Below are 14537 nucleotides of genomic sequence, written 5' to 3'. Positions count from 1 at the left end.
CGGCTCCGACGCATCCGCCCCGTGCCTCCGCGCTGTTCGGCGCCGATCCCGGGCACACGCCTGCTCCCCACGAACGCGTGCCACCATCGGACGATGACCGAGACGCCGCCCGCCCCCGCCTCGACGCCGGCGAGGAAGCGCCTGACCGCCGCGCGTCTCGCCCTGCTCGCCGGCCTCGTCCTCGCCGTCGCCGGACTCGCGGCCCTCGCGCTCGTGCCGCTGCAGTACGCGAACATCGACCGTCAGGGCTTCGACGACGTCTGCAGCGTCAGCCTGGGCGGCGTCCCGCCCGAGGCCGGCGAGCTGGTCCGCGGCTTCTGGTCGTGGTGGCCGCTGGGCGCGGCCTGCGAATGGACGCTGCTCGACGGCACGACGGTGGTCGACCTCCCCGACTGGTCGACGACCGCCGTCGCGATCGTGGGGGCCGTGCTGCTCGTCGTCGGCGCGGCACTCGCGATCGCGTCGCCGCTCCTCCGCAGGCGCGCTCCGGTCCCGTCCGTCTAGCGGTCGAAGAGGTTCCCGAGGTCGCCGAGCCCCGGCAGCTGGAAGTCGGAGCCGAACTCCGACACCTGGTCCCCCAGCCCGGACACGTGCTCACCCGCACCGGAGACGAACTCTCCCGCGCCGCCCGTGATGTCGCCGAAGTCGCCCAGATCGCCGAACCCGCCGGCGAGGTTCTCGAAGTCCACGCCGAGGCCGGACGCCTGCGCGAGCAGCGGACCGGCGACGCTGCTGATCACGGCGCCGCCCGCGACCGCCGCGAGCAGTCCGCCCGCCGCGCCGAGCCCGATGCCCGCCGCCGCTCCGACGCCAGCACCCGCGAGGGCGCCGCGGGTCCCCGGCTTCGAGAACATCTTCTTGAGGAACCCCGGATCGTTCGCCTCGCCGCGCGTCGCCGCGCGCGCCAGGTCGTCCGGTGCGGAGGACCGAGGCTGCTCGTTCGCGGGCAGCTCGTCGCGGAGCCGCGCCTCGACCTGGGTGCGCTGCGTCGTCGTCAGCTTCGCGAACGCGTCCCGGTGCACCTGCTCGAGCTGCTCGGGGTCGGCGGTGCGGAGGAGGTAGTCGTAGCGCGCGATCGCTGCGCGGTCCTCCTTGGTGACGACCGGCTGCTGCCCGGGCCGGGCGTCCTGGGGTCGCGCGGAGGGTCGCTGCGGCGAGCCGTACTGCTGAGGCGGCTGGACCTGCCCGCTCCGCGAGTCGCCCGTCACCTTGTCGGCGGCGGTGCGCACGAGATCGCGCCAATCGGTCGTCCCGCTCGAGGACGACCCCGGGCCGCTCTTCGAATCGAGCGCCTTCGACGCCATGCCGAGAACGCGCTTGAACATGCTCACAGAGAACCTTCCGTCGAGTACCAGCCTCGATCATGGCGGCGCCGCCTGAGCGAAGGCCCGCGAGACGCCCTCAGAAGGCCGTGAGCGCTCGGAGCCTTGGGCGTCGCTCCGAGAGCGCATCCGTGCTCTCCGCCTGATCGAGGAGCTCGCGCTCGTACCGCGGGCGGAGGACGGCCTACCACATCCCGCCGAGGAAGGGGGTCTCGGATTCCGCCGGCCACCGCTTGCGGACGGCCGCCATGCGACCGGCTGACGCGAGCAGCGCACTGAATCCCGCGAGCCGGCTGTTCGCGAACGCGTCCCGGTGGACGGCGAGGCTCCGGACGAGGACGGCCGAGAACCCGCGACGGAGCTCCTCGGTCGTGCGTCCCTTCCGCCGAGGAGTTCCGACCCGGGCAGGACCATCGAGGACCCGAACTGTCGTCGCCTCGACGAGCAGAGCTCGGAGTGCTGGGCGGGGGGGGGCAGACCCTGGCGTCAGACGGAGCGACGGCGGCGGTCGTCCGATGGACTGATCCCGATTGCGGATCCTGGTGCCCCTGGAGGGACTCGAACCCCCAACCTGCTCCTTAGGACGGAGTCGCTCTTCCATTGAGCTACAGAGGCTGGCCGAGCCAGTGTACCCGCCGTGCCCCGGCGCCCGCGAAGCGCCGACCGGCCCCCATCACAGCGCCCGCGAAGCGCGCCTCGGCCCTCCCCGCGCCGACCGAGCGGCACCCGCCTCTTGACACAGCCTCGCCGAGGCTCCATGGTTAGTTACAACACCAACTAACCACCCAACCCAGCACCGAAGGAGCCCGCGTGGACGACTCCCGCCCGCTCTTCCTGCAGATCGCCGAGCAGATCGAGAACGACATCATCGACGGCGCGCTGCCGGAGGAGTCGCAGGTCCCGTCGACCAACGAGTTCGCCGCCTTCCACCGCATCAACCCGGCCACCGCCGGCAAGGGCGTGAACCTGCTCGTCGACGACGGGGTGCTCTACAAGAAGAGGGGGATCGGCATGTTCGTCGCCGAGGGGGCGCGCGACCGCCTGGTCGAGAAGCGCCGCACGCAGTTCCGCGACCAGTTCGTCGCTCCGCTGCTCGCCGAAGCCGCCAAGCTCGGCCTCAGCACCGAGCAGCTCGCCGACATGATCACAGAAGGGGGATCGCGATGAGCGCGGTCATCGAGGTCCACGACCTCACCAAGCACTACGGACGCATGCGCGCCGTCGACGGCATCGGCTTCGCGCTGGAGGAGAACCGCATCCACGGCCTCCTCGGCCGCAACGGCGCGGGCAAGACGACGCTGATGTCGCTGCTCACCGGCCAGGAGTTCGCCAGCTCGGGCGAGATCCGCGTCTTCGGGCAGTCGCCGGTGGAGAACGCCGCCGTCCTCTCCCGCACCTGCTTCATCAAGGAGAGCCAGAAGTACCCGGACGACTTCAAGGTGAAGCACGTCCTGCGCAGCGCCCCCTGGTTCTTCGACGGCTGGGACGAGGCGTTCGCCCGCGAGCTCGTCGAGGACTTCCGCCTCCCGGTCGACCGCAAGATCAAGAAGCTCTCCCGCGGACAGCTCTCGGCGATCGGAGTGATCGTCGGTCTCGCCTCCCGCGCCCCGCTCACGTTCTTCGACGAGCCGTACCTGGGGCTGGACGCCGTCGCCCGGCAGCTGTTCTACGACCGCCTCCTCCAGGACTTCGCCGAGCACCCGCGCACGGTCGTCCTCTCCACCCACCTCATCGACGAGGTCAGCAGCCTGCTCGAGCACGTCCTCGTCATCGATCAGGGCCGCCTCGTCGTCGACAGTGACGCGGAGGAGCTGCGGGGTGCTGCGGCAACGGTCGTCGGACCCCGGCAGGCCGTCGAGTCGTTCACCGCCGGCCGCGAGGTCATCGCCCGCTCCGCTCTCGGCAGCCGCGCCTCGGCCACGCTCCCCCGGCTCGACGACGCCGGCCGCGCCTCCGCCGCCCGCCACGGGCTCGAGCTCGAGTCCGTCCCCCTCCAGCAGCTCGTCGTCCAGCTCACCACCGGGAAGGCCTCGGAATGACCGCCCTCACCGGCGCCCCCGCGCGCCACGACACCGCCGCCGGCCGCCTCGGCAGCATCGTCCGCCTGCACTTCGCGAACCCCGCCACCATCCTCTACACGCCGCTGATCATCACGGCCGTCATCCTGGCGGGCAACCTGGTCGTCTGGTGGCTGATCCTCCGCGGGCTCGACTCCGGCGAGCGCCTCGAGGCCCAGGAGGGGATGACCTACTCCGGTGCGTCCTTCTTCCTCTTCGTCTACATGATGGTCGTGGCCGTCCAGTCGGTGAACGTCACCTTCGGCCTCGCCCTCGGCTACGGCGCCACCCGCCGCGACTTCTCCCTCGGCACGGCCCTCACCTTCGTCGCCCTCTCGGTCTTCTACACCGGCGTCTTCGTGGTCCTCGGGATCGTGGAGCGGGCGACCGACGGCTGGGGCTTCGGCGGCAGCTTCTTCCGCTCGATCTACTTCGGCGGGGACTCCGTGGGCGAGCAGGCCGTCGCGGTGCTCTGCGCCCTGCTCTTCTTCTTCTTCATCGGAGCGGCGACGGCGGCGGTCTACGTGCGCTGGCGCCAGCGCGGGATGCTGCTCTTCTTCGGGATCCTCGGCGCCCTCCTGCTGGCCGTGATCACCCTCCTCACGCTCACCGAGAACTGGCCCGCCGTCGGCTCCTTCTTCGGCAGCGTCGGATACGCGGGCGGCTACGCCCTCTCGCTCATCCCGACCGCGATCGCCGGAGTCGCGGGCTGGGCGATCCTCCGCCGCGCCACCCCGCGCAGCAGCTGACACCACCGCCCCCGATCCGAGAGGACCGACCATGACCGCCCCCGCCCGCCGCTCCGCCTCCTCGCGGAGGATCCTCTCCGTTCTGAGGCTCCACCTCGCCCACCCCGGGACGGTCCTCGGCTGGCCGCTGCTCGTCCTGCTCGCCGTCCTCGCCGGCAACCTCGTGATCTGGTGGCTCGTCCTCCGCGGGATCGGGGCCGAGCGGGGCGGCGGTGACTCCGGCATCCTCCTCGTGGGGCCGGGGATGCTGATCGTCGTCTTCCTCTTCATCGGCTCCATCCAGGCCACGACCGCCACCTTCGGGCTTGCGCTGAGCTACGGAGCGACCCGGCGCGACCACGTCCTCGGCAGCGCCCTCGCCTTCGCGGCACTGTCCGTGCTCTGGTCCGCGATCGTCGTGGTCCTCGGGGCGATCGAGGAGGCCACCGGGGGCTGGTGGCTGGGCGGCGCTCTCTTCCTCGCCTCCCCCCTCGACGGTCCGTGGCTCGAGCGCTTCGTCGTCCTGCTCTGCTCGCTCCTCGCCGCCTTCGCCCTCGGCGGAGCAGCGGGCGCGGTCTTCCTCCGCTGGCGGGAGCGCGGAGTGACGGCCTTCCTCCTCGCCCTCGGAGCGGCGGCACTCGCGGTGGTCGTCGTCGTCGCTTTCGCCGGCGGCCGGCCGGTCGTGGTGGACGTCCTCGAGAGCGCGGGGACCGCCGGAGCCGCAGCTCTGCTCCTCGTCCCCGCCGCGCTCCTGACGGTGGTGGGCTCGCTGGTCCTCCGCCGGGCGACGCCGCGCGGCTGACCCCCTCCGGAGCCGGGCCTGCAAGGCCCTTCCGCCCCGGGCGTCCGGATGCCAGCGTGGGCACATGGCCGACTCCCCCGCTCCGTCTCTCCTGCCCGTCCCCGAGCACAGCTGGATCGCGCGACCCGCCGACGCCGAGCTGACCCAGGACACTCTCGACACGGTCGACGCCTGGTGGCGCGCCGCGAACTACCTCGCGGTCGGGCAGATCTACCTGCTCGCGAACCCGCTCCTGAAGACCCCGTTGAGCCGGGAGGACATCAAGCCCCGCCTGCTCGGCCACTGGGGCACCACCCCCGGCCTCAACCTGATCTACGCGCACCTGAACCGCGCGATCCGCGAGCGCCGCCAGCCGACCCTCTACATCACCGGTCCCGGCCACGGCGGACCGGGCATGGTCGCCAACGCCTATCTCGACGGCACCTACAGCGAGATCTACTCCCACATCGACGAGTCGGAGGAGGGGCTGCGCCGCCTCTTCCGCCAGTTCAGCTTCCCCGGGGGCATCCCCAGCCACGCCGCCCCCGAGACTCCGGGCAGCATCCACGAGGGCGGAGAGCTCGGCTACGCGCTGAGCCACGCGTACGGAGCGGCCTTCGACAACCCGGACCTCCTGGTCGCGGCGGTCGTCGGCGACGGCGAGGCCGAGACCGGCCCGCTCGCCACCAGCTGGCACTCCAACAAGTTCGTGAACCCGCTCACCGACGGGGTCGTCCTGCCGATCCTGCACCTCAACGGCTGGAAGATCGCGAACCCGACCGTCCTCGCCCGCATCCCGCAGGAGGAGCTCGACAGCCTCCTCCGCGGGTACGGCCACGAGCCGTTCCTCGTCGAGGGCGGCTTCGACGGCGAGGACCCGATGCGCGTGCACGAGCGGTTCGCCGACGTCCTGGACACGGTGCTCGACCGCATCGCGGCGATCAAGGAGCGCGCCGCCGCCGGCGACCTCTCACGCCCGGCCTGGCCGATGATCGTGCTGAAGACGCCGAAGGGCTGGACCTGCCCGACCGAGATCGACGGCGTCCAGGTGGAGGGCACCTACCGCTCGCACCAGGTTCCGCTGCCCAACGCCCGCGACACCGAGGCGCACACCCGCCTCCTCGAGGACTGGCTCCGCTCTTACCGGCCCGAGGAGCTCTTCACCGAGGAGGGCGGCGTGGTCGACCGCGTCCGCTCGCTGGCCCCCGAGGGCGAGCTGCGGATGAGCGCGACCCCGCACGCGAACGGCGGGCTGCTGCGGCAGACCCTCGACCTGCCCGACTTCCGCCGCTACGAGGTCGTCGTGGAGCAGCCGGGTGGCACCGTCGCGGAGGCGACGAAGGTGCTCGGCGAGTGGCTCGCCGACGTCATCCGCGCCAACCCGACCAACTTCCGCCTCTTCGGGCCGGACGAGGTCGCGAGCAACCGGCTGCAGTCCGTCTACGCCGCCACCGACAAGCAGTGGGACGCCGAGCTCAGCCCCCTCGACGACCACCTGGCCCGCGCCGGGCGGGTCATGGAGGTGCTCTCGGAGCACCAGTGCCAGGGCTGGCTGGAGGGCTACCTGCTCACCGGCCGCCACGGGCTCTTCACCTGCTACGAGGCGTTCATCCACATCATCGACTCGATGTTCAACCAGCACGCGAAGTGGCTGGACGGCACCCGCGACATCGAGTGGCGCCGCCCGATCGCGAGCCTCAACTACCTGCTCTCGAGCCACGTCTGGCGCCAGGACCACAACGGCTTCAGCCACCAGGACCCCGGCTTCATCGACCACGTCGTCAACAAGAAGCCCGAGGTCGTGCGCGTCTACCTGCCCTTCGACGCGAACACGCTCCTCTCGACCTACGACCACTGCCTCCGGAGCGTCGACTACGTCAACGTGGTCGTCGCCGGGAAGCAGCCCTCGCCCCAGTGGCTCACGATGGCGGAGGCGGTCGCCCACTGCACGCGCGGACTCGGCATCCTGGAGTGGGCGAGCAGCGAGCGGCAGGGCGAGTCCCCGGACGTCGTGCTCGCCTGCGCGGGCGACGTGCCGACCCTCGAGACCCTCGCGGCGGTGAGCATCCTCCGCGAGACGCTGCCGGACCTCGCGATCCGCACGGTCAATGTGGTCGATCTGATGCGCCTGATGTCGGAGTCGGAGCACCCGCACGGCCTCTCCGACCGCGAGTTCGACGCCATCTTCACTCCCGACCGCCCGATCGTGTTCGCCTACCACGGCTATCCGTGGCTCATCCACCGCCTGACCTACAAGCGGACCGGCCACGGCAACCTGCACGTGCGCGGGTACAAGGAGAACGGCACCACCACCACTCCCTTCGACATGGTGATGCTCAACGACCTCGACCGCTACTCGCTGGTGATCGACGTCATCGACCGGACCCCCGGCCTCGGCGCCCGCGCCGCCGGTCTCCGCCAGGAGATGCAGGACGCCCGCATCCGCGCCCGCGCCTACACCCGCGAGCACGGCGAGGACATCCCCGAGGTCGCGAACTGGACCTGGGCCGGCGAGCGCTCCGGCAACGCCAGCGCCAACACCGGCAACGACAACGAGTAACGCTGGGCCGCACCCCACGCCCCTCTCCTGACGGGTCGCGGTCGTGTCGCTGGCAAGGCGGAGGAGGAAGCGATACCGGCGGTATCGCGCCCGACGACAACGCCGCCAGCGACGCGACCGCGGCCCGTCAGGCGGCGGGAGCCAGGTAGTCGTCCCAGTCGGGCTGCGTCCGCTCCGCGCCGCGCACGAGCCAGGAGCCGGCGCGCGGCATCCGGGGGACGGTGCGCAGACGCCATCCCATCTCGTGCGGGGTGCGGTCGCTCTTGACGTTGTTGCAGCGCTGGCAGCAGGCGACGAGGTTCTCCCACGTGTCCCGGCCCCCGCGCGACTTGGGCTGGATGTGGTCGATCGTCGCCGCGTGCTGACCGCAGTAGCCGCAGCGGTGGTTGTCCCGGCGGAGCACGCCCCGGCGCGACACCGGCACGCTCCGGCCGCTCGGGATGCGCACGTACCGGGTCAGCACGATCACCGAGGGCCGCACGTGGTCGCCGTGCGCGCTGTGCACCGGATTGCCCTCGTCCGCGGCGATCACGGTCGCCTTCTCCGTCATCAGCAGGACCAGGGCCCGCTTGAACGACACCACCGCGAGCGGCTCGTAGCCGGCGTTGAGAACCAGAGTGCGCATCAGTGACCTCCGTGCTGTCGCACGCCGTCGCGCGAAGGCGCCGCGACCACGAGCAAGGGCGCCGTCGTGATGACGGCGCCCTGCGAGGCCGCGGCGGAGTGCCGCGCGATGACGTGGAGTCGTATCCGCGTGTCGGAGGAGTGCACCGCCGCGGTGAGGACCCGCGCGCGCATCGAATCGGCCGGCCGCACGCGCGAGCGCAGCCCCACGCTGTGGCGCCCGCTCCGCTCGGCCATCCCGGCACTCCGTCCCTCGACGAATCGGTCCGCTCGCCACGCGAGCGGACTGGGGTTCAGGTTAACCCTTCACGCCCGGAACACCAGGGGTCGGTCCGGATTCGTCACGCGGCGTTCACACGGCGGGACGACGAGAGCCCGCCCCCTCCAGGAGGGGACGGGCTCTCGAGCGGACAGACCGGGTCAGCCGTTGATGCGCACGATCCGGTAGTCGGAGGTCCACAGCGGCTGCACGCGGACGCTCGCGCCCTCGTAGGGTGCGTGCAGGATGTTGCCGTTGCCGGCGTAGAAGCCGTCGTGGCCGTCCATGATGACGAGGTCGCCGGGCTGCGCGTCGGCGAGCGAGACGGGGGTGCCCATGGCGCCCTGGCCCGCGGCCGAGTGGGGCATCGAGATGCCGTACTGGGCGAAGACGTACATCACGAAGCCGGAGCAGTCGAAGCCGCTCGGGTCGGCTCCACCGAAGACGTAGGGCACGCCCTGGTACTGCATCGCCGTGTTGAACACCGCCGAGAGGCTGTAGCTGGTGGTCGGGGCGGCGGCCGCGATCTCGCTGGCCGAGGCGCCGGAGTAGGAGTTGAACTCCTCGGCGGTCTCGGCGCGCGCCTCGGCGACGTCGCTCGTGTCGACAACGGGCTCGGCGACCACGACGGGCTCGGGCTCCGGTGCGGGCGGCGGGGGCGCCGCCTCGGCCGAGAAGCCGTCTCGGGCGATCGCGGCCTGCACCACTCCGCCGTCGACGGCGACGGTCTGCGCGGAGCCCTGGCGGAGGAGGTCGGCTCGCGATGCCGCGAACAGGCCGTCGTCCTGGCTGCCCGGAGTGAAGGCGTAGGCGGGGAGCGCCATGGTCGCGACCAGCGCGCCGGCGAAGCCGACCATCGCGACCTTGCCGACGACACGGCCCCGGCGCTTGCGCGGGGTCCCGGCCGGCGACGGCACGAAGTCGGTGATGTCCGCACGGCGGGCAGGAGCTGCGGGAACGGCGCGACGGGAGACGGGTGCGTCCCCGTGGATCCGGGCGCGGATGACCGGGGGCCGGTTCTCGAAGGTCGCGTCGCCGGAGCGGTCGGGGTGGTTGGAGCGGAACCGGTCGGGTGAGCCGGCGTCCTCGTTCGGGGTGAGGGGGTTCTGGGGCAAGGGGGAGATCCTCCGACGTCCCCTCAGCCCAGGCAGCTGTCCCGTCTCATGCACGAAGCATCGGTGTGCACAGGATCCGAGACGGGTGTGGGGGCGTCGGATCCCGCGCCCTGGGACCGAGGCTCGGCCGCAGGGCTCCACAGAGCGTAAGCGACCGTTACCGATTTGTCACCTTCTCGGCGGGAAGAGACCGCTCTCCCGTTCGCCTCCGGTCACCGGATGCGGTAAGGGCCCGTACGGGCCGCTCCCAGGGCGACGCGGGTCAGACGACGAGGAAGATGTGCGCCGCGACCTCGTTCGGCAGCTCGATGCCCGCCTCGGCGCCGTCGATGCGAGCGAGCACGTAGCCGTTGAGGGCCGAGAACTCGCCCTCGGCACCGGGGACGACCCCGGCCTGCTTGAGCTGGAGGAGGAGCTCCGGATCGACCTGCGCCGGCTCGCCGAGGCGCCGGACGACGCCGCGGCGGGGCTCGCTCGACCCCGCGACGAAGCGCGGCAGGCTGATGACGCCGTCGGCGAAGCGGGAGGCGGGGGTGTCGCCGAGCTCGTCCAGGCCCGGGATCGGATTGCCGTAGGGCGACTCCGTCGGGTGGTCGAGCATCTCGAGGAGACGGCGCTCGACCTGCTCGCTCATCACGTGCTCCCAGCGGCAGGCCTCCTCGTGCACGAACTCCCAGTCGAGCTTGATGACGTCGTGGAGGAGCCGCTCGGCGAGGCGGTGCTTGCGCATGACGTGGATCGCCTTGCGGCGGCCGTCGGAGGTGAGCTCGAGGTGGCGGTCGCCCGAGACGACGACGAGGCCGTCGCGCTCCATGCGACCGACGGTCTGCGACACGGTCGGCCCGGAGTGGCTGAGCCGCTCCGAGATGCGCGCGCGCAGCGGGATGATGTTCTCCTCCTCGAGCTCGAGGATGGTGCGCAGGTACATCTCGGTGGTGTCGATCAGATCCGTCATCTCAGCCTTCCCGTCTCGGCGCGGTCCACCCTAGTGGTCGCCACGACGCAGCATCGGCGCTGCGGCGCGACGCAGGCCTCCGTCGCTCGGAGGAGGGGTGCGGGCCGGGAACCCTAGTATTAACGCATGCCGGACCTCACCATTCCTCGCGAGCTGCTCCCCCACGACGGACGGTTCGGCTGCGGCCCGTCCAAGGTGCGGCACGACCAGCTCGCCCACCTCGCGACGCAGGGCGCGCACCTCCTCGGGACCTCGCACCGCCAGGCGCCCGTCAAGGACCTCGTCGGGCGCGTGCGCGAGCACCTCGCCTCGCTGTTCCGCATTCCCGAGGGATACGAGGTCCTGCTGGGCAACGGCGGCTCGACCGCCTTCTGGGACGCCGCGGCCTTCTCCCTCATCGAGCGCCGCGCCGAGAACCTCACGTTCGGCGAGTTCGGCCAGAAGTTCGCGGCCGCCGCCTCCGCGCCGTTCCTCGAGCCGGCCCACGTCGTCTCCGTCCCCGCGGGGTCCCGGAGCGAGGTCGAGATCGTCGAGGGGATCGACGTGTACGCGTGGCCCCACAACGAGACGAGCACCGGAGTGATGGCCCCGGTCCGCCGGGTCCGCGGCGACGAGGGCGCGCTCACCGTCATCGACGCCACCAGCGCGGCGGGCGGCATCGACGTCGACATCGCCGAGGCCGACGTCTACTACTTCGCCCCGCAGAAGAACTTCGCCTCCGACGGCGGACTCTGGTTCGGCCTCTTCTCCCCCGCCGCGATCGAGCGGATCGAGCGCATCGCGGCGAGCGGCCGCTACATCCCCGAGTTCCTGAGCCTCAAGAACGCCGTCGACAACTCGCGCCTGAACCAGACGCTGAACACTCCGGCGCTCTCGACCCTCCTGCTGATGGAGTCGCAGCTCGAGTGGATGAACGCCTCGGGCGGCCTGGCCTGGGCGTCGGCGCGCACGGCCGAGTCCTCCTCCGCGATCTACGACTGGGCCGAGGCCTCGAGCCTCGCCGCCCCGTTCGTCGAGGTGCCCGAGCACCGCTCCCAGGTCGTCGCGACCGTCGACTTCGACGCCTCCGTCGATGCCGCTCTCGTCGCGAGGATCCTCCGCGCGAACGGGATCGTCGACACGGAGCCGTACCGCAAGCTCGGCCGCAACCAGCTGCGCGTGGCGACGTTCGTCGCGATCGAGCCGGACGACGTCCGCTCGCTGCTCGGCTGCATCGACCACGTCCTCGAGCGCCTGGCGGTCTGAGGCACGCCATGCGGCTGTGGCTGCGCGAGGAGGAGCGGCGGCCCGCGCCGCCGCCCTACGCGAGCGACGACGCGACGGCTCTGCTGGTCGGGTGCGTCGTCTGGGCGGTCGCGCTCGTGGCCGTGCTCGTGGCGACGGCCGTCGGAGCCGTCATCGAGCCGGTCGCCCTGTCGACCGTCGTGATCGGACTGGTCCTCGGCACGATCGGGCTGTTCTACAGCCGCAACCGCCGCTAGACCGCGTCGGTCTCCATCCGGAGTCCGGTGCCGTCGGCCTCGGGCTCGAGACGGACGCGCAGGCCGGTGAACTCGCCGAGGCGCTCGACGTGGGTGCCGCCGCACGCGATCGCGGCGTCCCCCGAGGGGAGGGTGCAGCGCCATGTCCGCCGCGTGCTGAGGAGGTCGTCGTCGCGCTCGATGCGCACCTCCGCGTCCGAGGCGATCCACTCGGCGAGGAGGGCGTTCACCCGCTCCTGCACCTCGACGATCTCCGCCAGCAGGCGGGCGGTGTCCATCCCGCTGCGTCGGAGGGACTTGCCGAGGCGGTAGACGTCGGTGGAGCCGGACTCGCGGATCCGCGAGGTCTGGATCGCCGCCTGGTCGAAGTCCGGGTTGCCCAGGGCATCGGTGCGCGCCGGCTTCGACCAGAACGAGGCCAGAGCGGCGTTGAGGGCGAGGGAGGCGAGGTGGCAGGCGGTGTGCCCGCGGGAGAGCTCGTGCCGGTGGTCCGCGTCGACCTCGACGTCGACCTCGTCGTCCACGTGGAGTGAGGAGGCGTCGTCGACGATGTGGACGACGACGAAGCTCCACTCCGGAGTGCCGAGCCGCGCCGGGAGCCGCTCGCCGACGTGCAGCTCGCCGCCCTGCCACGCCCCGATGCGGCAGTCGATGAGGGGATGCCGCTCCCCCGCCACGACCAGCGCGCCGCGGTCGGGCCCCTGGTCGGGCCAGGTCGGGTCGACGGGGTGAGCGGAGGTCGCATCGAGGACGACCGCCCAGCGGCCGTCCTCCAGCCGGCCCACGTGCTGCACGCGCCCGGAGGAGCGCACGGCGCCGTCGGGATAAGCGACGCGGGTGTCGGAGTCGATGCTCATCGGGCGGCGCCGGACCGGATCAGCGGCGACGGCGACGGCGACGGGTGGTCGGGGCGGGAGCGGGTTCGGGCTCGACGTCGTCGGAGTCCTCGTCGTCCGAGTCGTCGTCCGGGTCGTCGGAGTCGTCCTCGTCCGAGTCCTCGTCGTCCGAGTCGTCGTCGTCGGAATCGTCCTCCGAGTCGTCGTCGTCATCCGAGTCGTCGTCGTCGCCCGCGTCCTCGTCCTCGTCGGAGTCGTCGTCCGACTCGTCGTCGAGGTCGTCTTCCTCGGCGTCCTCGAGCTCGTCGTCGTCCGCGTCCTCGACCTCCTCGCCGAGCGCGTCCTGCGCGGTCTGGTAGTCGGCGAGACGCACGGACCACGGCACCCAGTCCGGAGCGAGGACCGCGCCCTCGCCCGGCAGCAGCTCGACCTCCAGGACGTTCACGTCCTCGGTCTCGTCGATCCGGGACAGCGTCGCCGTCCACAGCCAACCCGGGTAGCCGCGCATGAGGTTCGCGAACTGCAGCGACACGACGTGCTCGCCCTGCGCCAGAGTCGTGACCAGCTCGCCGATCGTCCCCTCGGGGGCGATCTCGGCGAGCGCGGCGCGCGCGACATCGAGAGACCCGGCAAGCACGGCGTCCGCCTCGTAGACGGGCTCGGGAGCCTCGTCCGCGGCGGTCTGGTCCGCCTCCCCCGTGGAAGCGTCGTCGTCGGCCTCGGAACGGTCGTCGGCGACGGGGCCGGAATCCTCCGCAGAAGTCGCATCCTCAGCAGGAGCCCCGTCCTCGGCCGGAACCGCGTCGTCAGCAGGAACCGCAGCGTCAGCAGGAGCCGCGTCCTCAGCAGGAGTCGGCACGGCAGCAGAATCCGTGTCCGCGCCGGGAGCCCTCGCCTCAGCGGCGACATCGTCGGCCGGAGGAGTCTCCTCCGCAGAGGCGGAGTCCTCGCCAGAAGCCTCGGTCACCGGGAGGGCCGCGTCGCTCTCACCCTCGCCGGAGGGAGCCTCGTCGACAGGAGCCGCCTGGTCGGCGTCGGTCTCCTCGTCGGCTCCGCGCGCGTCCTCAGCGGAGGAGTCAGAATCGGCGGGAGTCGCGTCGGGCTCGGCGCCGGAGACGCCCTCTCCCGAGGACTGCTCCACGCGAGCGTCCTCCGGGGTCGGAGCGGCGACGGTCTCCTCGACCGGGCCCTGCTCGTCGGTCGTGCCGTCGGCGTCAGGCATCCAGCTCGTCCGCAACCCGGCGCAGGAGCGCCGCGATCGTGCGCCCGTGCGCCTTGTCGGGGTAGCGGCCGCGCTTGAGCCCGGCGCCGATCCCGTCGAGCAGCTTGACCGTGTCCTCCACGATCACGGACATGTCGTCCGCGGACTTCCGGTTGAGCTTCACCAGGCTCGGCGGAGCGTCGAGGACGCGCGCCGAGAGCGCCTGCGCCCCGCGCTTGCCGTCGGCGATGCCGAACTCGAGGCGGGTGCCGGCCTTGACCGCGGTCCCGGAGGGCAGCGCGGAAGCGTGCAGGAAGACCTCCTGGCCGTCATCAGTGCTGATGAAGCCGAAGCCCTTCTCCTCGTCGTAGAACTTGACCTTGCCGGTAGGCATGCAGACCCCTCCTGGAAATGAAGCAGCCATCAGTTTAGTCGACCGGGGCCGCCCTATCCTTGACGGGTGAAGCCACAGGAGCCGGCGGGCGTCGGACGCGCGGAGCGCACGCTCGCCTACATGTTCATCGCGATCATCATGAGGAACGCGATGGGCAGGCCCACCAGCGGCACGGCGAAGACGAACTGCCAGAACGGGCCGGCGTACTCGCGGATCCCGAGCGC

Annotated in this window: 15 protein-coding genes and 1 tRNA gene; 8 read left to right on the top strand and 8 right to left on the bottom strand. The window is 71.8% G+C overall.

Translation table 11 applies throughout. The features are described 5' to 3' along the window. Positions 1–93 precede the first annotated feature (93 nt). Positions 94–504, top strand: a complete 411-nt coding sequence (locus C5C82_RS03725; RefSeq protein ID WP_104354623.1) for a hypothetical protein — start codon at positions 94–96, stop codon at positions 502–504. On the opposite strand, the gene C5C82_RS03720 is transcribed toward C5C82_RS03725, so the two are convergent. Together C5C82_RS03720 and C5C82_RS03715 are read right to left on the bottom strand one after the other, a co-directional pair. Further along, positions 501–1325, bottom strand: a complete 825-nt coding sequence (locus C5C82_RS03720; RefSeq protein WP_258065922.1) for a hypothetical protein — start codon at positions 1323–1325, stop codon at positions 501–503. The two genes, C5C82_RS03725 and C5C82_RS03720, sit on opposite strands and share 4 nt — an antisense overlap. Positions 1326–1862: 537 nt before the next feature. After that, positions 1863–1937, bottom strand: a tRNA-Arg gene (locus tag C5C82_RS03715). Between the two features lie 195 nt (positions 1938–2132). Here C5C82_RS03715 and C5C82_RS03710 point away from each other — a divergent pair. The 5 genes from C5C82_RS03710 (at position 2133) to C5C82_RS03690 (ending at position 7448) form a co-directional block, all read left to right on the top strand. Next, on the top strand, positions 2133–2489 hold the full coding sequence (locus C5C82_RS03710) for a GntR family transcriptional regulator (protein WP_104224613.1): 357 nt from the start codon (positions 2133–2135) through the stop codon (positions 2487–2489). Next, positions 2486–3361 carry an ABC transporter ATP-binding protein gene (locus tag C5C82_RS03705; RefSeq protein WP_104317908.1) on the top strand — a complete coding sequence of 292 codons (876 nt, stop codon included), beginning with the start codon at positions 2486–2488 and terminating at the stop codon, positions 3359–3361. Before C5C82_RS03710 ends, C5C82_RS03705 begins: the two co-directional genes overlap by 4 nt. Continuing rightward, positions 3358–4128 (top strand): ABC transporter permease, encoded by a 771-nt coding sequence (locus C5C82_RS03700; protein WP_104233881.1) that lies wholly within the window; start codon positions 3358–3360, stop codon positions 4126–4128. Before C5C82_RS03705 ends, C5C82_RS03700 begins: the two co-directional genes overlap by 4 nt. 31 nt (positions 4129–4159) lie before the next feature. Beyond that, positions 4160–4909: a hypothetical protein gene (locus C5C82_RS03695; RefSeq protein WP_104354621.1), complete on the top strand. Its 750-nt coding sequence runs from the start codon at positions 4160–4162 to the stop codon at positions 4907–4909. 64 nt (positions 4910–4973) lie between these two features. Beyond that, positions 4974–7448 (top strand): phosphoketolase, encoded by a 2475-nt coding sequence (locus C5C82_RS03690; protein WP_104224609.1) that lies wholly within the window; start codon positions 4974–4976, stop codon positions 7446–7448. Between the two features lie 127 nt (positions 7449–7575). Here the strand turns inward: C5C82_RS03690 and C5C82_RS03685 are convergent, their stop codons facing one another. The 3 genes from C5C82_RS03685 to C5C82_RS03670 form a co-directional block, all read right to left on the bottom strand. Further along, entirely contained in the window at positions 7576–8073 is a 498-nt protein-coding gene (locus tag C5C82_RS03685) for an HNH endonuclease (RefSeq protein ID WP_104224608.1), read from the bottom strand. A 419-nt stretch (positions 8074–8492) separates the two neighbouring features. Further along, positions 8493–9446 (bottom strand): C40 family peptidase, encoded by a 954-nt coding sequence (locus tag C5C82_RS17785; RefSeq protein WP_244229473.1) that lies wholly within the window; start codon positions 9444–9446, stop codon positions 8493–8495. Between the two features lie 262 nt (positions 9447–9708). After that, positions 9709–10401: a metal-dependent transcriptional regulator gene (locus C5C82_RS03670; RefSeq protein WP_104224606.1), complete on the bottom strand. Its 693-nt coding sequence runs from the start codon at positions 10399–10401 to the stop codon at positions 9709–9711. Positions 10402–10527: 126 nt separating this feature from the next. Here C5C82_RS03670 and serC point away from each other — a divergent pair, with 126 nt between their 5' ends. After that, a complete protein-coding gene (gene serC, locus C5C82_RS03665) occupies positions 10528–11646 on the top strand; it encodes a phosphoserine transaminase (RefSeq protein ID WP_104354619.1) in 1119 nt (372 codons plus the stop codon). Positions 11647–11654: 8 nt separating this feature from the next. Further along, positions 11655–11882: a DUF2530 domain-containing protein gene (locus C5C82_RS03660; protein ID WP_104317256.1), complete on the top strand. Its 228-nt coding sequence runs from the start codon at positions 11655–11657 to the stop codon at positions 11880–11882. Here C5C82_RS03660 and C5C82_RS03655 read toward each other — a convergent pair. The 3 genes from C5C82_RS03655 to C5C82_RS03645 are packed head-to-tail and all read right to left on the bottom strand — an operon-like array spanning position 11879 to position 14313. Beyond that, positions 11879–12739, bottom strand: a complete 861-nt coding sequence (locus tag C5C82_RS03655; protein WP_104354618.1) for a metal-dependent hydrolase — start codon at positions 12737–12739, stop codon at positions 11879–11881. The two genes, C5C82_RS03660 and C5C82_RS03655, sit on opposite strands and share 4 nt — an antisense overlap. Positions 12740–12758: 19 nt before the next feature. Next, a complete protein-coding gene (locus C5C82_RS03650; RefSeq protein ID WP_104354617.1) occupies positions 12759–13940 on the bottom strand; it encodes a DUF3027 domain-containing protein in 1182 nt (393 codons plus the stop codon). After that, positions 13933–14313: a cold-shock protein gene (locus C5C82_RS03645; protein WP_104224602.1), complete on the bottom strand. Its 381-nt coding sequence runs from the start codon at positions 14311–14313 to the stop codon at positions 13933–13935. The genes C5C82_RS03650 and C5C82_RS03645 overlap by 8 nt, the downstream gene beginning before the upstream one ends. Positions 14314–14537 lie beyond the last annotated feature (224 nt).

It is taken from the genome of Rathayibacter sp. AY1D5 (assembly GCF_002932515.1).
Classification (GTDB): domain Bacteria; phylum Actinomycetota; class Actinomycetes; order Actinomycetales; family Microbacteriaceae; genus Rathayibacter.
The sequence above is the reverse complement of the archived record's forward strand: the minus strand, read 5'-3'. Positions and strand labels throughout refer to the sequence as shown.